General features: G+C 65.6%; 18 protein-coding genes and 1 pseudogene. 10 read left to right on the top strand and 9 right to left on the bottom strand.

Going from position 1 to position 18,827, the window contains the following annotated elements; genetic code table 11:
- Nucleotides 1-5 precede the first annotated feature (5 nt).
- Nucleotides 6-1,106 (top strand): NAD/NADP octopine/nopaline dehydrogenase family protein, encoded by a 1,101-nt coding sequence (locus ACIPZG_RS09350; protein WP_400712627.1) that lies wholly within the window; start codon nt 6-8, stop codon nt 1,104-1,106.
- Nucleotides 1,103-2,113: a 3-hydroxybutyryl-CoA dehydrogenase gene (locus tag ACIPZG_RS09355; protein ID WP_400712630.1), complete on the top strand. Its 1,011-nt coding sequence runs from the start codon at nt 1,103-1,105 to the stop codon at nt 2,111-2,113. The genes ACIPZG_RS09350 and ACIPZG_RS09355 overlap by 4 nt, the downstream gene beginning before the upstream one ends.
- Here ACIPZG_RS09355 and ACIPZG_RS09360 read toward each other — a convergent pair.
- The 5 genes and pseudogenes from ACIPZG_RS09360 to ACIPZG_RS09380 all read right to left on the bottom strand — a co-directional run bounded on the left by ACIPZG_RS09360 (nt 2,075) and on the right by ACIPZG_RS09380 (nt 7,450).
- Nucleotides 2,075-2,830, bottom strand: a complete 756-nt coding sequence (locus tag ACIPZG_RS09360) for a methyl-accepting chemotaxis protein (protein ID WP_400713294.1) — start codon at nt 2,828-2,830, stop codon at nt 2,075-2,077. The two genes, ACIPZG_RS09355 and ACIPZG_RS09360, sit on opposite strands and share 39 nt — an antisense overlap.
- 102 nt (nt 2,831-2,932) lie before the next feature.
- Nucleotides 2,933-4,216, bottom strand: a pseudogene (locus ACIPZG_RS09365) (HAMP domain-containing protein); the annotation flags it as partial.
- Between the two features lie 126 nt (nt 4,217-4,342).
- Entirely contained in the window at nt 4,343-4,969 is a 627-nt protein-coding gene (locus tag ACIPZG_RS09370; protein ID WP_400712633.1) for an NIPSNAP family protein, read from the bottom strand.
- Between the two features lie 81 nt (nt 4,970-5,050).
- Nucleotides 5,051-6,295: an OprD family outer membrane porin gene (locus tag ACIPZG_RS09375; protein WP_400712636.1), complete on the bottom strand. Its 1,245-nt coding sequence runs from the start codon at nt 6,293-6,295 to the stop codon at nt 5,051-5,053.
- A gap of 237 nt (nt 6,296-6,532) precedes the next feature.
- Entirely contained in the window at nt 6,533-7,450 is a 918-nt protein-coding gene (locus ACIPZG_RS09380) for a LysR family transcriptional regulator (protein ID WP_400712639.1), read from the bottom strand.
- Between the two features lie 482 nt (nt 7,451-7,932).
- Here ACIPZG_RS09380 and iacA point away from each other — a divergent pair, with 482 nt between their 5' ends.
- The 7 genes from iacA to ACIPZG_RS09415 are packed head-to-tail and all read left to right on the top strand — an operon-like array spanning nt 7,933 to nt 13,505.
- Nucleotides 7,933-9,102, top strand: coding sequence for an indole-3-acetate monooxygenase (gene iacA, locus ACIPZG_RS09385; protein ID WP_400712642.1), 1,170 nt, complete (start codon nt 7,933-7,935; stop codon nt 9,100-9,102).
- Between the two features lie 17 nt (nt 9,103-9,119).
- Entirely contained in the window at nt 9,120-9,482 is a 363-nt protein-coding gene (locus ACIPZG_RS09390; protein ID WP_008089604.1) for a hypothetical protein, read from the top strand.
- Between the two features lie 17 nt (nt 9,483-9,499).
- The gene (locus ACIPZG_RS09395) at nt 9,500-10,774 is read left to right on the top strand and encodes a Rieske 2Fe-2S domain-containing protein (RefSeq protein ID WP_008089601.1); all 1,275 of its coding nucleotides are present in this window, start codon (nt 9,500-9,502) and stop codon (nt 10,772-10,774) included.
- A gap of 14 nt (nt 10,775-10,788) precedes the next feature.
- A complete protein-coding gene (locus ACIPZG_RS09400; protein ID WP_008089600.1) occupies nt 10,789-11,265 on the top strand; it encodes an aromatic-ring-hydroxylating dioxygenase subunit beta in 477 nt (158 codons plus the stop codon).
- A 10-nt stretch (nt 11,266-11,275) separates the two neighbouring features.
- A complete protein-coding gene (locus ACIPZG_RS09405) occupies nt 11,276-12,016 on the top strand; it encodes an SDR family NAD(P)-dependent oxidoreductase (protein ID WP_400712646.1) in 741 nt (246 codons plus the stop codon).
- A gap of 20 nt (nt 12,017-12,036) precedes the next feature.
- Nucleotides 12,037-12,996 carry a PDR/VanB family oxidoreductase gene (locus tag ACIPZG_RS09410; protein ID WP_400642059.1) on the top strand — a complete coding sequence of 320 codons (960 nt, stop codon included), beginning with the start codon at nt 12,037-12,039 and terminating at the stop codon, nt 12,994-12,996.
- Nucleotides 12,997-13,007: 11 nt separating this feature from the next.
- Nucleotides 13,008-13,505 carry a flavin reductase gene (locus ACIPZG_RS09415; protein ID WP_008089597.1) on the top strand — a complete coding sequence of 166 codons (498 nt, stop codon included), beginning with the start codon at nt 13,008-13,010 and terminating at the stop codon, nt 13,503-13,505.
- Between the two features lie 3 nt (nt 13,506-13,508).
- Here the strand turns inward: ACIPZG_RS09415 and ACIPZG_RS09420 are convergent, their stop codons facing one another.
- The 3 genes from ACIPZG_RS09420 to lpxO all read right to left on the bottom strand — a co-directional run bounded on the left by ACIPZG_RS09420 (nt 13,509) and on the right by lpxO (nt 15,608).
- Nucleotides 13,509-14,078 (bottom strand): GNAT family N-acetyltransferase, encoded by a 570-nt coding sequence (locus tag ACIPZG_RS09420; RefSeq protein ID WP_400642058.1) that lies wholly within the window; start codon nt 14,076-14,078, stop codon nt 13,509-13,511.
- Between the two features lie 79 nt (nt 14,079-14,157).
- The gene (locus ACIPZG_RS09425) at nt 14,158-14,502 is read right to left on the bottom strand and encodes a carboxymuconolactone decarboxylase family protein (protein ID WP_008089065.1); all 345 of its coding nucleotides are present in this window, start codon (nt 14,500-14,502) and stop codon (nt 14,158-14,160) included.
- A 206-nt stretch (nt 14,503-14,708) separates the two neighbouring features.
- Nucleotides 14,709-15,608: a lipid A hydroxylase LpxO gene (lpxO, locus tag ACIPZG_RS09430; protein WP_400712649.1), complete on the bottom strand. Its 900-nt coding sequence runs from the start codon at nt 15,606-15,608 to the stop codon at nt 14,709-14,711.
- Nucleotides 15,609-15,766: 158 nt separating this feature from the next.
- On the opposite strand from lpxO, the gene thpR reads away from it, so the two are divergent.
- Nucleotides 15,767-16,312: an RNA 2',3'-cyclic phosphodiesterase gene (gene thpR, locus ACIPZG_RS09435; protein WP_400712652.1), complete on the top strand. Its 546-nt coding sequence runs from the start codon at nt 15,767-15,769 to the stop codon at nt 16,310-16,312.
- A gap of 7 nt (nt 16,313-16,319) precedes the next feature.
- On the opposite strand, the gene ACIPZG_RS09440 is transcribed toward thpR, so the two are convergent.
- A complete protein-coding gene (locus ACIPZG_RS09440; RefSeq protein ID WP_400712655.1) occupies nt 16,320-18,755 on the bottom strand; it encodes a TonB-dependent siderophore receptor in 2,436 nt (811 codons plus the stop codon).
- Between the last annotated feature and the right edge of the window lie 72 nt (nt 18,756-18,827).

Consider the following 18,827-nt stretch of genomic DNA (forward strand, 5'->3'; position numbering starts at 1 on the left):
CCCCTATGCAAGTGACTATCCTGGGTGGCGGCCACGGCTGCTACGCGGCAGCCGTGGAGATGGCCGAACGCGGCCACGCCACCCGTCTCTGGCGCCGTGACAGCAAGGCCCTGCAGGCGCTGCAGGCCATCGGCAGCCTGACCGTGCGCGACTATCGCGGCACCCGGCAGGTGCCCCTCGACGAACGCCTGCAACTGGTCGGCGACCTGTCACAGGCGCTGGAAGGTGCGCAGCTGGTGGTCATACCGCTGCCCGCCACCACCCATGAGGCGCTGGCCGCCGAAGTGGCGCCGTTGCTGCGCGATGGCCAGGTGGTGTTTCTGCCGCCGGGCACCTTCGGCAGCTACCTGTTCGCCAAGGCCATGCGCGACTGTGGCAACCGGGCCGAGGTGGCGTTCGCCGAAACCGGCACCTTGCCTTACCTGGTGCGCAAGCACGGCCCCGACCAGTTGGTGATCAGCGCCTACGCCACGCGCCTGCCGACCGGCGTGTTGCCTAGCCGCCTGGCGGCGCAGGCGTTCGCCGTGCTGCGCGAAGCCTATCCGAGCGTCGAGCCGATCGAGGATGCGTTGAGCGGCGCGCTGATGAACGCAGGCCCGGTCATCCACCCGCCGCTGATCCTGATGAACGCCGGGCCCTTGGAGCACTTCCCCTCCTGGGACATCCACAACGAAGGCACCCAGCCAGCGGTTCGCCGCGTCACCAGCGAGCTCGATGCCGAGCGCATGCGCGTGCGAGAAGCACTGGGCTACCCGGCGCCGCACTTCCCGCTGGCCGAACACTACAACACCGACCAGGGCGAGGAGTGGATGTACGGCCGTGGCGCCCACGGCAAACTCACCGACAGCGGCGACTGGCGCGAGAAGATCGACCTGCAGCAGCACCGCTACATGCTCGAAGACACGCGCCTGGGCCTGTCGCTGCTGGTCTCCGTCGGCCGTTGGGCCGGTGTGCCCACGCCCGTGGCCGAAGGCCTGCTGGCGCTGGCATCGGCCGTCACCGGGCGTGACTTGTACGGCGAAGGGCGGACCCTGGAAAACCTCGGGCTGGCTGCGCTGGACCGGGCGCAGATGGCCGCCGTGCTGCAGGACGGGGTGGCGGCATGAGCGAACCACTGCGCCACATTGCCGTGGTCGGTGCCGGGCGCATGGGCGAGGGCATTGCCCTGGCCTTCGCCCAGGCCGGGCTGCAGGTGAGCTTGATCGACCTCAAGACGCGCACCGCCCAAGCCGATTATTTCCAGGCGATAGAACGCAATCTCAGGGCCCAGGCGGACAGCCTGGTTGCCCTGGAACTGATCGGCACCGTACAGGCCGAGCAGTTGCTGGCACGCATTCGCCTGCTGGCGCCGGACGCTGGTGTATGCGCGCTGGCAGGCTGTCGGCTGGTGTTCGAGGCGGTGCCCGAAGTGCTGGCGGCCAAGCGCGAGGCACTGGCCTGGATCGACCGGCATGTCGGGGCGGACAGCATCATCGCCTCGACCACGTCGACCTTCCTGGTCTCCGAGCTTGCGCACATGGTTTCGGCACCGCAGCGCATGCTCAATGCGCACTGGCTCAACCCGGCGCATCTGATGCCCTTGGTGGAAGTTTCGCGCAGTGAGCAGACCTGCGACACGGTGGTCGCCGAGCTGTTGGCGACCTTGCAGGACATCGGCAAGGTCGCGGTGGTGTGCAACGCCGCGCCCGGCTTCATTGTGCCGAGGTTGCAGGCGCTGGTGATGAACGAGGCGGCGCGCATGGTCGAGGAGGGCGTGGCCAGTGCCGAGCAGATCGACCTGGCGGTGCGCAGCGGTTTTGGCCTGCGCTTTTCGGTGCTCGGCTTGCTGGAGTTCATCGACTGGGGGGGCGGCGACATCCTGCACCACGCCTCGGCCTACCTCAGCCAGCACCTGGGCGAGCGCTATCAGGCGGCGCAGGCCGTGCTGGACAACATGGCGGCCGGGCGCAACGGGCTGCGCGAAGGCGTGGGTTTCTACGATTACCGGCACGTCGATGTGCCGGCTTATCGCCACGAGCGCCTGGCCGAGCTGATGCAGCGGGTGCGTCAGGCGGGCCTGGCGCCACGCTTCGCTTCAGGCCTTGAAGCGCTGGATCAGCCCTTGCTGCTCTGACGCCAGGTCGTTCAACTGCTGGCTGATGCCCGCCGAGCGCTCGGCCTGGCCAGACAACGAAGCGGTGACATCGCGCACCGCTTCGACGTTGCGGTTGACCTCTTCGGCCACGCTGCTCTGTTGCTCGGCGGCGCAGGCGATCTGCACGTTCATGTCGGTGATCACACTGACCGCCTGGCGAATCTGCGCCAGTGCCTGCTGGGCCTGGCGCGCCTGCTCGGCATTGGCCTGGGCTTGCTCGTGGCTGTGCTGCATGGCGCGGGTTACCTCGCGGGTGCCGCTGCGCAAGCTGTCGATGATCGCGCCGATCTCCTCGACCGAGGCCTGGGTACGCTGGGCCAGGCCGCGCACTTCGTCGGCGACTACGGCAAAGCCTCGGCCGGCTTCGCCGGCGCGGGCCGCCTCGATGGCGGCGTTGAGGGCCAGCAGGTTGGTCTGCCGGGCGATCGACAGGATCACCGCCATCACCGTGCCGATCTGCTCGCCGCTGCTGGCCAAGGCATGCAGGCGTTGCATGCCGTCGCTCATGTCCTGGGCCAGGGCCTGGATGCCGAGGCTGGCGTCCTCGATCACCTGCATGCCATCGCCGGTGGCCTGGTCGGCATGCCGCGCCGCCTCGGCTGCCTGGGCGGCGCTGTGGGCAGCGGCCTGGGCGGTGGCGGACATCTGCTGCAAGGCGGCCGCCATCTGTTCGATCTCGCGCAATTGCTGCTGCATGCCGGCGTTGGTCTGGCTGGCGATGCGTGCGGACTGGTCGGCGGTGTCACGGGTGTCGCGCACACCGGCCTGGACCTGGGCGACCACCGGTTGCAGGTGCTCGAGGAAACGGTCGAAGGCGCGGCTCAAGCGTCCCAGTTCATCGCGGCCCGGGTAGGCCAGCCGGCGGGTGAGGTCACCTTCGCCTTCGGCGATGTCCTCCAGCACATGGGCCACATGCAGCAGCGGCCGGCTGACGCTGCGCGCGGTCAGCCACATCATCACCACCCCGAGCACCGCGATGCTCAGGCCCAGGCCGATCTGCAGCGCCAGGCTGTGCAGGCGCTGGTCCCGCATCTGCGCTTGCAGGGCGGCTACCGGGGCGCCGAGCACGGCCTTGGGCACGCTGACCAGCACGGCCCAGGGGCTGGCGTCGGGCAGCGGCTGGATGGGCACCAGCATGCGCATGGAGTCGGCATCCTCGAAGGTTTGCCCAAGGCCCGCGCGGGTGGCGTCGAGCATCGCGGCCGCCTGTTCGGGGTGACGTGTCTTGAGCAACGTGCCGAGGCGCTCGGGGTGGCGGCTGTCGCCCGCCAGCAGGCCGGCCGAGCTGACGATGGCGATATCGCCCTGGCCCTCGTACAGCGCCGTGCTGGCGGCTTCGGCATCGTGCTGCAGCGTACCCAGGTCGATGTCCAGGCCAATCACCGCGACCACCCGGCCCTGGTCGAGCAGCGGCAGGGTCAGGCTGGTGACCAGCCGCGCGGTACCGCTGGAGCTGTCGACATAGGGTTCCAGCAGGCAAGGCTTGACGGCTTCGCGCGAGCAACTGAAGAACGCATTGAACGGCGCACCACTGGGGCCGGGCGAGGTGTCGGCCAGCAGGTGTTCGTCACCCGGCACGGCCTGCAGCTGGCCGGGGGCCGATTGCAGCCAGTACAGGGCGAAACGCCCCTGATCGTTGCTGCCCAGTTCAAGCTGGCCGAGGAAGTCGGCATCGCGCCCGTCCAGGGCATTGCGGTCGAAGGTGATGAACAGCCCCAGCAACTCCGGCCGCCCGGCCAGGGCCTGGCGCAGCACCTGGGTGAGGTCGCGGCGCAGCTCGGCCGCAGGCACCTGCCCACTGGCGTCGCGTTGGCGCAGGTGCATGACTTGGCGGCCCACGCCTTCGGCGAAGCTGTAGGCACGCTCGAAACCCTGTTGGATCTGCAGTGCCTGGGCCTGGCCTTCGGCGCGCAGGTTGTTGCGCGACGCTGCCAGCAACATATCGCTGGCGCTGTGCTTGACCTGGTCCTCACTGGCCTGGCGCTGGGCCAGGGCCAATGCGGTGAGGAGTACGACAACGGTGGCCAGGCACAGGCTGGCGAGCAAGGTGATCTTGTTGTGGATGCTCAAAGCGTTGGTCATGTCGTTGGTTTCCGCGACGCGAGGTGGGCTCGCGGCAGGCTACCGGGCCATCGCCGCCAGCGGTATGGGCGCAGGGCCGATTGGCAGGCAGCGACAAGAGGTTGGCACGCCTGGGCAATGGCGGTATCAGCAGAGCGGGGAGAAGGGCGCTGGCAGGTAGACCGTGGACTGCATCTTCTCCAGCTGCGGCGCCGAATTCTCCGGCGGCCATACCCCGTCGCGCACTGCCCGGGTGCGCACATCGAGGCGCTGCTCCAGGCTGGCGTAAGGCCAGATGTGCAGGTAGCGCGGCAGCCGGCCACTGGTGGCGTAGAACGCAGCATAGACCTGGGAGTAGTCGTGCCCGGTGCGCGGGCCCACGGCTTTGCGCCAGCCGGCCAGGGTCGGCGCCAGGCCCGAGGTCACCAGGTCGTACTCGCGCAGCTCGTAGAACGGGCCGTGCTTGCCGGGGGCCAAGGGTGCCAGGAAGGGGAACAGCCGGTAGTCGTCCATGTGTTGCTCGAGGATGAACTGGCCAATACCGAACGCATCGCTGCTGAGCAGCACGCGCTGGCGTTCGGCGGCCTGGGCTTGGGCATCGGTGAAACGACGCAGCACGGCAATGGTGTTCTGCTGGCCGATTTCCGAGAGCCAGCAGCCGATCAACTCGACGCCTGGGCCCGCTTCCTGTAACGCCGCCTGGAGCAGCGGCAGGGCCTGGGCCGGTGTGCGCACGCGCAGGTTGAAACGGAGCAGTTCGTAAAGATCAGACATCAACAGGGGTTCCTTGGGTTGCAATAAAAAACCCGAACCCTCCCCGCACGGAAAGGCCCGGGCAAAAACGGTGGCGGCGGCTTACCAGAACTTCCAGGTGTAGGAGGTGATGAAGCGGTATTCGTCGTAGTCGTTGCCGTACTTCTGCGTGGTGTGCATGTTCTTCAGGTCGAAGGCCAGGTCCTTGAGCGGGCCGCTTTGCACCACGTAGCTGAACATGATGTCGCGCTCGCTTTCCTCGTCCCGGTCCAGGCCGCGGCCACGGTCGACATCGGTGCCCTTGGTGTAGCGGGTGAACAGCTTGAGCCCGGGGATGCCCAGGGCGGCGAAGTTGTAGCCGTAGCGCAATGACCAGCTGCGCTCGTCCGGGCGGATGAACGGGATGCTGCCCCAGTTCGGCAGCCACAGCTGCGGCACGAAGCCGTTCAGGGTCGGGAATACGGTGTCGCCGGTCATGCGCTGGTAGACGACGCCGACCGTGTGGCCGCTCTTTTCCACGCTCACCAGGCCGAAGTAGGCGCGGTTGTCCACTGGGCCGCTGCGCGCGGCGCCGTCTTCCTGGTTGTTGAAGTAGCCGACGTCAGTCTTGAGCTGGTAGCCGTCGGCGAAGCGCAGGGTGTGCTTGATGCCGGCGTAGTCCTGCTTGTAGATGTCGTTGAGCACGCCGTGGAAGTAGCTGCCCTGCAGGTCGGGCGTCACCGCGTAGGTGGCGCCGGCGAAGTCGAGGCCATCACTGTCCTGGCTGTCGGGGGTGCCGAAGCGGTAGAGGCGCTCATGGTTGGACGACTCGCGGGTGACGATCGACCAGAAGCGTCCGCCTACCAGGGTCAGCTTGTCGATGTCGCGCGATTCGATCACCGCGCCTTGGTAGATGGTGTCGAGCTGACGGCTCGGGTCGTTCGAGGCGACCGGGTAGAACGGCCGCTGGTCGCCGATCTTCACCACGCTCTTGGCGTACTTGAGCTTCAGCGTCGCGCCGCCACGGCTGTAGTCGTCGGCAGTCTGCTGGTCATGACGGCTGAAGGGCAGCGAGCCATCGTTGCCGGTGGAGTCCAGGCGCACGGCGTACTGCCCGTCGAGGTCGAAGCCGAGCGCCAGCGGCGTGTCGGTATAGCCGGACTCGAACTGCAGGTCGAAGCCCTGGGACCAGTTGCCGACCTTCGACACCGGCGCATTGTCCTGGGTGAAGTTGCGGTTCAGGTAGAGGTTCTTGATGTTCAGCGAGAGGTGGCTGTCATCGACCACGTCGGCCAAACCGGCCTGGGGGAGGGCGCAAGCGACACACAGGCACAACGATTTCGCAGGCAAGGGCCATCCGAGTTCCATGGGGGTATTCCTGGACAGGTGATCAGGACAAGTACCGGGCAGTCGAGCCACGGGCAGGAGGGCGTCAGGTCGGGTGCCCGCTTGTCTGTCACGTTTGTTTTTGTTGTTTTGGGTTTGCGCTACAGGCAGCAACGCTAATGGGCGGGGCAGGGGGGCTCAATGACAGGGGCGGTCAATGTCGTTGCGTTTTGCGCAACGACCCGGACCTGGGGGCAGTGCCAGTACCTTCAGCGCAGGTCACAGCACCCTGCGCATCGCCTTGGCCATTTCGGTCGCCAGCGCCCGGCTCACGTCGTCCAGGGTGCGACCGCGACGGGTGACGATCTGGATATCGGTGGCGTTCATCTGCGCGCAATCGATGGCCAGCGCCTTGAACGTGCCGCCCTTGATCTCGTCGATGAGCGGTAGTTCGGCCAGCAAGGTCGCGCCCAGGCCCGAACGGACGAAATCGAGGATCACCGCCAGCGAGTTGGAGGTCAGGGACGGTTCGATGTTCAGCCCCTGCGCCTTGCAGGCCGCGTCCAGCAGCTCGCGGACACGGAAGTTGGCGCCGGGCAGCACCAGCGATTCGCGGGCGATGTCCTGCAGGCTGACCAGGCTGCGTTCGGCCAGGCGGCTGTCTCGGTGCACGATCAGGCGCAGCGGTTGCGCCAGGCTGAACAGCCGGCTCAGACAGGCCGTCTGGCTGGGCGCGAAGACCACGCCCAGGTGGGCCTGGTCGGCCATCACCATGCGCTGCACTTCCTGCGACGGTGCGCTGATGATTTCTGTCTTGTGCGCACCATGGGTCTGGAGAAACCCCTGCAGGCCATTGATCACCCGCGCGCCGAGCAGTCCTTCGCCGATGGCAATCACCGTCGAGGCCTGCTGCTGGGTGCGCAGTTCATCCAGGCGGCTGATCAGCCGGGTGTGCTGGCGCAGACGCTCGACGTAGTAGTCCACGGCGGCTTCGCCGGCCGTGGTCAGGCTGATGCGATGGGTACCGGGGCGCACCAGCTCGATGCCCAGTTCTGCTTCGAGCCGGGCGATCTGCCGGCTGACCGACGAGGTGGCGACCCCCAGGGCTTCGGCGGCGGCGCGCATGGAGCCTTTGTCGTGGCTCAGGTGCAGGTAACGCAGGCGGTGATCCTGCAGATCGATAGGGCGGACAGGCATGACCTGGACCTCGGTGGACCCACGCCAGGCGCTGGCGGGGGGCTGGATTGATTGTGTTTGTAGGCTCCATGCCCGGCCATGCTACACCAGCTTTTTTCTCTCCGAAATCATGTGAAAAGTGTATTAAAAATTTTTCGGAATAGCGTCGATCGTCGTTAGTTTTTTTAGTTTCATGATTGGCTTCGGATTTTCCATAAAAACCATTAAAAATCAGATAGATAACCGTATTTGCTGGAGTGCATTGGCTTTGGGTGGCAGGAAAAATCGCAAATTTATGCGTGAAAATTCAATTGACAATTCACGTAAATGACCGCAAATATTTGTCATCGGCACCTAAAACAAGAGAGACAGATCATGCCGCACGAACCCGCCTTTGCCCCCCTGCATGGCCGCCGCTTCCCTGTGGCTCGCCTTGCCATTTCACCTCCTGTCTACCGACACCAGCCTCAACAAGAAAACCGCGCCTGAGACGGAGAATGTCCATGGATTCGCTTTGCCTGCGTGCCGCGCCCGAGTCGGCGCTTGCCTGTGGCCCTGCCTTCGAGGCTCTGCTTGACGGTGTTCGTGATCGTGCCCGTCAGGGTGAGTTCGATCGCCAACGCCATATTTCCCGCGACGTGATCGATGCGTTCAAGGCCCACGGCGTCTACCGCGCCCTGGTGCCGAAGCGTTTCGGTGGGCTCGAATGCTCGCCGGGCGCGTTCTGCGAGATGATCGAACGCATTTCCCACGCCGACGGCTCCGCCGGCTGGGTGGCCAGTTTCGGCATGAGCCCGGTGTACCTGGCGGCCCTGCCGCTGGAGACCATCGCCGAGATCTACGGCAACAGCCCCGACACGGTCTTCGCCGGGGGCATCTTCCCGCCGCAGCCTGCCGAAATCGTTGCCGGTGGCTTCAAGGTCAATGGCCGCTGGAAGTACTCCAGCGGCTCCATGGGCGCCGACATCGTCGGTGTCGGCATCGCCCCGCGCAATGGCGACAAGCTCGACCTGCCGCGCCTGGCCGTGATGCCGCGCAGCCAGGCACGCATCGAAGAAACCTGGGACACCGTCGGCCTGCTCGGCACCGGCAGCCACGACCTGCTGGTCGAGGATGTGGTGGTGGGCGAGCAGTGGACCTTCGTGCGCGGCGGCAAGCCGAACCTGGACGAGCCGTTCTTCCGCTACCCGTCGCTGTCGTTCGCCACCCAGGTGCTTTCGGTGGTCGGCCTTGGGATCGCCCGCGCCGCCCTGGACGAGCTGTCGGGCATGGCCAGCGGGCGCATCTCGGTGACCGGCGCCCCGGCCCTGGCCGACCGGCCGCTGGCCCAGGTCGATGTGGCCAAGGCCGAGGCCGCGCTGCGCTCGGCCCGTGCGTTCTTCTATGAATCGATCGACCGCGCCTGGCAGCACGTGCTGGCCGGCGACCCGGTGCCGATGGAGGCGACCAACCTGCTGCGCCTGTCCTCGACCCATGCCGCGCGGGTGGCCGCAGAGGTGGCGCGCAGTGCGCAGCTGCTCTCGGGCATGACCGGCATCTACAACGAAAGCCCGCTGGCACGCTGCGTCAATGATGCGCAAGTGGTCACCCAGCACGCCTTCATGGGCGACGTCACCTACCAGAACGCCGGGGCGATGTTCTTCGGTAAACAGCCTCTTCCGGGCTACCTGTAACTCTCGGGATATTTGTCATGAGCGATAAGAAAGCCTTGCGCGTGCTGTTCTGCATGGGCATCAACCAGAACTTCTTCGATGCACCGCGTGAAGAGCAACTGCAGGTGTGGGCCGCCTTCAGCGCGATGTGGAACGGCATCCACGACCTGGCCGGGGTCGACGTGCTGGGCAACATGGACGACGACCAGAGCATGGTCGGCCCGTCCGACGGCTTCCCCTGGACCACCTACCTGCTGGCCGACGTCCCGGACATCCAGACCGTGCACGCCGCCTGCAACCTGTTCCGCACCACCGCCGTGGGCGACGGCCCTTACAAGCTGTGGCGCTACGCCAAGGTCGAGGCCCGTGTCGGCCGCGAACTGATCATCCAGCGCACCTGAAGTGGAGGAGTGTTTCCGTGACTAACCTGATTCCCGCCGTCAACCTGAGCGTAGACCCCGCCGAGCTGGTTCAGCCCGACCGCGTCCACACCTCGCTGTACACCGACCCGGCGCTGTTCGACGCCGAGCTGGAAAAGATCTTCCACAGCACCTGGATCTGGGTCGCCCACGAGAGCGAAATCCCCGAGGCCGGCAGCTACAAGACCACCTACATCGGCAAGCAGCCGGTGATCGTCGTGCGCGACCGCAAGAAGGCCGTCAATGTCCTGCTCAACCGCTGCCGCCACCGTGGCGCCACGGTGTGCGAGCACAAGAAAGGCAAGACCAACAGCTTCGTCTGCCCGTACCACGGCTGGGGCTATGCCCTCGACGGTTCGCTGCGCGGCGTGCCGCACCCGGAGAGCTACGGCGACTGCCTGGACAAGGCCGAACTGCCGCTGGTCAGCCTGCGCACCGAAAGCTATGCCGGCATGATCTTCGCCACCTTCAAGGACGACATCGAGCCGCTGGAAGACTTCCTCGGCGCGGCCAAGAAGTGGATGGACCTGTTCATGAAGCAAGGCGCGGGCTATGGCATCAAGGTGCCGGGCGAGCACCGTTTCCGCTTCCCGGGCAACTGGAAGATCCAGCTGGAAAACACCACCGACGCCTACCACTTCCCGCTGGTGCACAAGAGCTTCCTGTCGTCCGTGGACGAACAGACCCTGGAGCTGTTCGACTTCGTCAAAGGCCCTGGCTACGTCGAGGACCTGGGCAACGGCCACAGCGTGATGGTGATGATCCCCGAGCTGGTCGACCTGGAAGCCGACCTCGACAAGCCGATCCCCGAACGCTTCGAGTCGCTGGCCGCCGAGCTGCGTGACGAAGGCATCGACGAGCCCCAGGTGCGTCGCATCGTGCGTGCGGTGGGCGGGTCGGGCTTCAACCTCAACCTGTTCCCCAACGTTGCTTGCTCGATGGCGTTCTTCCGCGTGCTGCAGCCGATCTCGGTCACCGAGACCGAAATCCACCACTCGGTGATCACCATGGACGGCGGCCCGGCCGCAGCCAACCGCTACCGCCTGCGCCTGCACGAGCACTTCCAGGGCCCGATGGGCTTCGGCACCCCGGACGATTCCGAGGCCTGGGAGCGCGTGCAGAAGGGCGCCAATGCCGGCGAGAACCTGTGGATCATGCTCAACCGCGGTTTGCCGGGCGAACGCCCAAGCGAAGATGGCCTGGTCTCTGACGTGAGTGCCGAAACCGGCATGCGCGCGGCGTACCAGCAGTGGAAAAAGATGATGTCGGCCTGAGTGTGGAGAACCCCATGAATTTGCAATTGCTGCAAGAAGTCACCGCCTTCATCTGGCAGGAAGGCGACATGCTCGACCACGGTGAGTACGAAGCCTGGCAGGACCTGTGGACCGCGAAAGGGACCTACATCATCCCGATCAACCCCAAGGAAACCGACTTCGAGAACACCTTGAACTATGCCTACGACGACCACCACATGCGCCGCCTGCGCGTGCAGCGGCTGATCGGCGGCGAGTCGATTTCCACAAGCCCCCAGCCGCGCACCGTGCGCAGCATTTCGCGCATCCGCGTGCTGGGCGATGACGGGGTGAACGTCACCGTGCGTGCCGCGCAGAACATCCGCGAGTTCCGCAAGGAAAGCCTCAAGCACTACAGCGCCGACCTGACCTACACCCTGGTGCGTGCCGAGGGCGGTTTCAAGATCGAGCGCAAGGTGATCAGCCTGATCAACAGCGACGATACCCTTGCCGGTATCGGCTACATCCTGTGAGGACCCGGCCATGAACCAAGTCGCATTGGTAACCGGGGCCGGGCAGGGGCTGGGCCAGCGCTTCTGCGCCCGGCTGCTCGCCGCAGGCTTCGACGTGGTGGTCTCGGACCGTGACCTGGGCCTGGCCCAGGCCACTGCCGAGCAGCTGCAAGGGAAAGGCGGGCGCGCCCTGGCGGTCAAGCTCGATGTCGCCAGCAAAGGCGATTTCGAGCAAGCCCTGGCCCAGGTGCTGGAGCACTTCGGCGCCCTGCACGTGGTGGTCAACAACGCGGCGGTGACCAAGACCACGCCGCTGATGCAGATCAGCCCGGAAGAGTTCGACGCCGTGGTCGGCTTGAACCTGCGCAGCGTGTTCCTCGGCTGCCAGGTACTGGGCGCGCACATGGCTGAGGTCGGCTACGGGCGGATCATCAACCTGGCCTCGCTGGCCGGGCAGAACGGCGGCACCGCCACCGGCGCGCACTATGCGGCGAGCAAGGGCGCGATCGTCACCCTGACCAAGATCTTCGCCAAGGAATTCGCCGCCCGCGGCGTCACCGTCAACGCCATCGCCCCGGGCCCGATCGACTCGCCCGCAGTGCATGCGGCCGTGCCGGCCGAACGCCTGCAGGGGCTGCTGGCGAACATCCCGGTGCAGCGCCTGGGCGATGCGGATTTCCTGGGCGACCTGATCGTGCAGCTGGCGCGGCCCGAGGCCTACTTCACCACCGGGGCGACCTGGGACGTGAACGGCGGCCTGTTCATGCGATGAATCACTACAGGACACCGGTCATGAATGAACAATTGTTGAATGTCGTCGTGCGCAAGCGCGAGATCCAAGGGGCCGACGTGGTCGTCCTCGACCTGGCCCTGGCCGACGGCGCGGCGCTGCCGGCCTTCGAGGCGGGCGCGCACGTGGACATCCACGTGGCCCCTGGCCTGGTGCGCCAGTATTCGCTGTGCAGCGACCCGGCGGATGCCTCGGTGTATCGCCTGGGTGTGCTCAAGGACCCGGACTCCCGTGGCGGCTCGGTGGGCGTGCATGAAGCGCTGGTGGAGGGGCGCGAGGTGCAGATCAGCACACCGCGCAACCTGTTCCCGCTGGCGGCCGATGCGCGCCGCTCGATCCTGTTGGGTGGCGGCATCGGCATCACGCCGATGATCGCCATGGCCCACGCCCTGTACCAGCAGGGCGCCGATTTCGAATTGCATTACTGCGGCCGCTCGCGTAGCCGCAGTGCGTTCCTCGAGGCCCTGGCCAGCGCGCCATTCGCCGATCGGGTGGTCACCCACTTCGACGACGAAGACGCCGCCCAGCGCCTGGATCTGCAGGCCGTGCTCGGTGCGGGTTCGACCGGCACCCATATGTATACCTGTGGCCCGTCGGGTTTCATGGACTGGGTGATTGCCGGCGCGCGCCAGCAGGGTTACGCCGAGGACCACATCCACAAGGAGTACTTCCAGGTCGAGGTCGATGCCAGTGGCGCCAGCTTCGAGGTGGTCGCGGCGCGCAGCAACAAGACCGTGCAGGTCGCCGAGGGCCAGAGCATTCTCGACGCCCTGGCCCAGGTCGGCATCAAGATCGACATTTCTTGCGAGCAGGGGGTGTGCGGCACCTGCATGTGCGAGGTGCTCGAAGGCGAGCCGGACCACCGCGACGTGTACCTGACCGATGAAGAGAAAGCCGCGAACGACCAGATCCTGGTGTGCTGCTCGCGGGCCAAGTCCAACAAGCTGGTGCTGGATATCTGAGGAGCATGACCATGGTTGACGTAACCCAATTTCGCAACGCAATGGCAATGCTCGGTGGCGCCGTGTCGGTGATCACCACCGATGGCCCTGCAGGGCGCTTCGGCTTCACCGCCTCGGCGGTATGCAGCGTCACCGATGCGCCGCCGACCTTGCTGGTGTGCATGAATCGCTCGTCGTATTCCAACGAGCAGTTCAAGGCCAACGGTGCGCTGTGCGTGAACGTGCTGGCCGGCACCCATCAGGAACTGTCGGGGGTCTTCGCCAACCGCCAACTGAGCATGGAAGAGCGCTTCGCCTCCACCCACTGGACCGTGCTGGAAAGCGGTGCGCCGGTGATGCAGGAAGCGCTGGTGAACTTCGACTGCCGGATTGCCCAGGTGCATGAAGTGGGCTCGCACAGCATCTTCTACTGCGAGATCGAGCAAATCCGCCAGGGTGGCGCCGATGATGGGCTGGTGTATTTCAACCGCGCCTATCACCGGGTGTGCGAGGCCTCGAAGGCCTGCTGACGGCTAGCGCCCGCGCCGCCGCGAGACCCGCGCCTCGATGTTCTTGCGGCCGATCAGCAGCGGTGGTTTCTCCACCACCGGCTCGTCCGCCAGCCACTTGTACATCACCAGGCAATCCACCAGCCCCAGGCGGGCGTGGCGGAAGGCCTTGGGCAAGCGGCCGACCGTGTCGAAACCGAGCTTGTGCCACAGCGCCACGGCCACTTCGTTGCTGGCGACCACCGAGTTGAACTGCAGCGCCAGGAAACCTTCCTGGCGCGCCAGTTTCTGCGAGTGCTCGCACATCAGGCGTGCCACGCCATGGCCACGGGCGGCCTCGCTGACCATGTAGCCGCAGTTGCCGACATGGCTGCCGGGGCCGGCGGCGTTGGCCTTGAGGTAGTAGGAACCGAGCAGCTCGCCATCCTGTTCGGCCACCCACGTGTGCAGGGGCAGCTCCAGCCACAGCTGGCGCGCCTGCTCGACGCTCAGGGCGGGGTCGTAGGCGTAGGTTTCGCGAGCCTGGACGATGGCCTGGAAGGTCGGCCAGAAACGCTCGAAATCGTCGGGCGTCATGGGGCGGATGTGGATCATGGCGGTACCTGTTGGGGCTAGGGCGCCAAGTCTGGGCGGCGCGGCGTCGTCGCGCAAGGGCGGCGACGCCGTTTGCGGTTCAGCCTTCGGCCTTGCCCACCGCATCCAGGGCGCGCGCCGAGTAGACCAGCGCGGCACCGGCATTCATCGCCACGGCCACACCCAGGGCCTCGGCGATCTCTTCACGGGTGGCACCCTGCTTGACCGCCTGCTGCGAGTGCACGGCAATGCAGCCGTCGCAGCGCGTGGTGACGGCCACGGCCAGGGAGATCAGCTCGCGGGTCTTGGCATCCAGGTGGTTGGTCTTGGCGCCGGCGCCGCTGGCGGTCATGTAGCCGGCCACGGTGTCGGGGGACAATTGCTTGATATCGCCGATGCCGGCCATCAACTGCTTACGGTAGGCGTCCCAGTCCATCATGCTCATCGTCTTCACCTTGGGGAGGTTGCGAGTGGAGCTAACAGGCTAGTCGAAGATGGGTGTCTGTGCGTTCAACTGTAGGAGCGGCCTTGTGTCGCGAAAGGGCTGCAAAGCAGCCCCAGGATTTCAGCAGCGGCGCAAGCATTGTGGGGCCGCTCTGCGGCCCTTTCGCGACACAAGGCCGCTCCTACAACGGTAGCCGGTGAAGGCCATCAGATATAGACGAACACCAGCACCAGCGCCGCCACGAACAGCCATTTTTCCAGGTAATAACGCTTGCGGTTGCGCTTCTTCAGCGCCTTGCCGCGCTCACGAATCTTGTAGATGCGGGTGAACAGGCGATTGATGCCGCCGGTCTTGTCATTGGCATCGTTCGGCGCTGCCGCCGCAGCCATGACATTGCGGCTGAACCAGCGGTTGAACGCGGTGGCCCAGCGGTACTTGAGCGGGCGCTCGACGTCGCAGAACAGAATGATGCGGTTGTGCTCGGTGGTGTTGGCCGCGTAGTGGATGTAGGTCTCGTCGAACACCACCGCCTCGCCGTCGCGCCAGGAATACTTCTCGCCATCCACGTCGATGTAGCAACCATCGTCGTTCGGTGTGTCCAGGCCCAGGTGGTAGCGGTAGGAGCCGGCATAAGGGTCGCGGTGACGCACCAGCTTGGCGCCCGGAGGCAGGGTGGCGAACATGGCGGCCTTGACCGAACCGATGCCCTGCAGCAGCTCGGTGGTGCGCGGGCACAGGTTCATCGCCGACGGGTGGCTTTCGCCGTACCATTTCAGGTAAAAGCGCTTCCAGCCGGTCTTGAAGAACGAGTTGAAGCCGACGTCGTCGTAGTTATCGGACTTCTTGATCTCGCCGACATGCAGCAAACGCTGGGCTTCTTCGCGAATTTCCTGCCAGTGGTCCTTGAGTGGCTGCAGTTCGGGGAAGGCTTCCACCGGCAGGTAGGGTTTGGCCGGATGCTTGGAAAACAGGTAAAGGAAGCTGTTGACCGGGGCCAGGAAGCTGGAGTGGTCACCCAGCTGACGGCTGAGCTTGTGACGTACCCGACCGCGCAGGTGAACATAGGCGATCGAGAGGACGAATATCAGTACGAGTGCAATTTTCATGGACGATTACTTGTCGAAAAAAGGCCATGCGCCATGGCATAAGTTCGCCAGCATAAACAATCATGGGGGCAGTTTGTACCTATTGTTGGGTGATTGCTGGGCGACTTAGGTGTAATGCCCTGCAGATTGCGCAAACGTTTTAGGTGTGAGGAGCTCCCATGGTTCTGGATGTACGCCCCAGTGGCGCCCCTTTCAAACGGCTGTTTTTCGCCCTGTCGGTCAGCGATGCCCAACGGCGTTCGCTCGCGCAGTGGCGGCGCGGCCTGAACCTGCGCAGCGGCAAGCCGGTGCCGAGCGAGAACTTCCACCTGACCTTGCTGTTTCTGGGGAACGTGGATGCCGCGCAGGTGCCGGCGATTTGCGCCGCGGTGGACAACCTCGCCCGCCCGGGCGCGCCGCTGCGCCTGCTGCTCGATCAGTTGAAGGTCTGGCCCCGCGCCAATGTGCTGGTGCTTGAGCCGCAGGAAACCCCGCCGGCATTGCGCCACCTGGTCTATGGCCTGCAGCAGGCGCTGCTGCCCCTGGGCGTTGCCGAGCAGGCCCGTGAGTATCGGCCGCACCTGACCCTGTCACGGGAGTTTCGCGGCCAGGCGCCGGAAGCAACGGTGGCGCCTGACTTTTTCATGACTGCCCGACACTTCACGCTCTACGAGTCGCGTAAAGGCCAGTACTGGCCCCTGGCGCAGTGGCCATTGACGGCATGAGACGGGGTCAGAGCTCGGGTGTGTACTTGACCGTGAACATGAAGTTGCGCGGTTCGCCGTAGTTGTTGCTGCCGTTCAGCTGGTTGAAGCCGGCCACCCAGTACTTCTTGTCGAACAGGTTGTTGCCGTTGACCGCCAGGCTCACTTCCGGGGTCAGCTGGTAGGCCAGGCGCGCGCTCCATACGGTGTAGCCGGGCACGGTGTAAGTGCGCTCGTAGCCCAGGGTATGGCTCTGGGTGGTGAAGCCAAGGCCCGTGCTCCAGCGCTGGTCGTCCAGCGGCAGGGTGTAGTCGGCCCAGGTACGCAGCATGTGCTTGGGCGTCCACTGGCTGAAGACGCGGCCTTCTTCCTCCGGGTCGTCAAGGAACTTGGTGGTGTTGTAGGTGTAGCCGGCAAACAGCTGCAGGCCGCTCATCACCTCGCCACTGATTTCAGCCTCGACGCCCTGGCTGCGCACCTTGCCCGACGCCGTGGAGCAGTACCAGTCGTCACAGGCAAATCCCGAGGCCACGTCGGTGACGGCGCGGTTTTCCTGGTCGTAGCGGAACACGGCCAGCGAGGCGTTGACGCGGCCGTCGAGCAATTCGCCCTTCAGGCCCGTCTCGTAGTTGCTGCCGATCACCGGCTTGAGCGGCGCGTCGTTGACGGCGCGTTCGGTCTGCGGCGCGAACACGTCGGTGTAGCTGGCGTACCAGGCCCATTCGCGGGTCAGGTCGTAGATGAAACCGGCGTACGGCGTGACTTCGCCGGTCTCGGTCATGCGGCTGGTGGGGTGGCGGTTGCCGGGGTCGGTCCGGCTGTTGAAGTCGATCGAGTCCCAGCTGTAGTCGAACCAGCTGACGCGCGAGCCGACGATCAGGGTCAGGTCGTCGGTCGGCTTGACCCGCCACACGCCATACAGGCCTTTCTGGCGAATGTCATAGCTGGCCCTGTTGGCGCGCGCGAGCTCGCCGTCGAACAGGCTGTCACGGCTGGGCTCGGGGCGGTTGTGGTCGATGTCGAAGATGCTGTCGTCGGACGCGTCGAAGTTGCGCCAGTAGGCGTCGTCCGAGGTCAGCTTGGAGTAGTTGCCGCCGACGGTGATCTCATGGGCCAGGGGGCCTGTGTCGAAGTGGCCGATCACGTTCATGTCCAGGCCGAGCTTGGTGTTGTGGAAGTCGGTGATCCAGTCGGCGTAGGTGATGCCGGTGCCGTCAGGCTCCACGCCCTGGCCAGTGGACTGCACGCGCTGGTGCGTGGAGGTGTTGGTTTCGTCCATGCGCACGGCGGCGGCCTTGAACGCCCAGTCGTCGTTGAAACGGTGCGCGAGGTCGAGGTAGTAGGTGGTCACGTCGGTTTCGGCGCGGCTCCAGCGGGCGCCGGTGAAGGTCGAGCGGGGCAGGTCGATGGGCGTGCCGTCGGCGTAGCGGGGGAGGCCACGCAGCATCGGCCGCGACTCCTGGCGGTTGTAGCTGATCCCGGCGCCCACCGTGGTGGCGTCGTTCAGGTCGATGTCCAGCGCACCGTACAGGGAGTGGGACTTGCCCCACTGGTAATCGATGAAACTGTCACTCTGGTCTTCGTCGGCGACGATCCGGCCGCGCACGCGACCGTCGGCGGTGAGCGGGCCGCCGGCGTCCAGTTGCAGGCCATAGTGGTCCCAACTGCCGGCTTTGCCGGTGACGGTCACGGTCGGCGTGGCCTGGCCGCGCTTGCGCACCAGGTTGATCGCACCGCCCGGGCTGCCGGTGCCTTGCAGCAGGCCGGAGGCGCCGCGCAGCACTTCCACACGATCGAAGAACACCAGGTCCTGGGTCGCCCAGTTGCCCAGCGAGTAGTTGTTGCGCGGGATCGGCACACCGTCGTACTGCCAGTCGTCGATCTGGAAACCGCGCGAGGTCACCACCACGCCAGGGCCGATGCCTTGGGCACCGACGATCCCAGTGGTGTGGTTGAGGGCGTCCTGCAGGTCGGTGATGCCTTGGTCATCCAGCTGCTTGCGGGTAATCACCGTGATCGACTGGGGGATTTCCTTGAGGCTGTGCGTGCCTTTGCCCAGGGTAACGGCACGGGCCGCATACGAGCCGCTGCCTTCGCTGGTGGCGTCCAGGTAGTCGTCGGTGATGCTGGTGCTCCCCAGCTCCAGTGCACCCTCGCTCTGGCTGGCCGGGGCCACGCTGAAATGCCCGCTGCTGGTCACCCGCAATTGCAGGCCGCTGCCGGCCAGGGCCGCTTGCATGGCTTGCTCGGCGCTCATCTGGCCGACCACGGCCGGGGCCTGCTTGCCCCGCACCAGCGCCGGTTCCAGGGCGATGATGGTGCCGCTCTGGTTGGCAATGCGGTTGAGGGTGGCTGCCAGGCTCGCCGCAGGCAAGTTGAACGACAGGGTCTGCGCCTGGGCGAGGGCGTTGAAACTGGTCAGGGCGGCGACCAGGGGCAGGGCGCGGGGCCAGAGGTTGTGCACGGAATTCTCCCGGTTGTATTGGCTTGTCAGGAGATAGGTGCAACGAGAAATGAAAACCGGACACGTTTGAGA

It is taken from the genome of Pseudomonas sp. NPDC089395 (genome assembly GCF_044749525.1).
Classification (GTDB): Bacteria; Pseudomonadota; Gammaproteobacteria; order Pseudomonadales; family Pseudomonadaceae; genus Aquipseudomonas.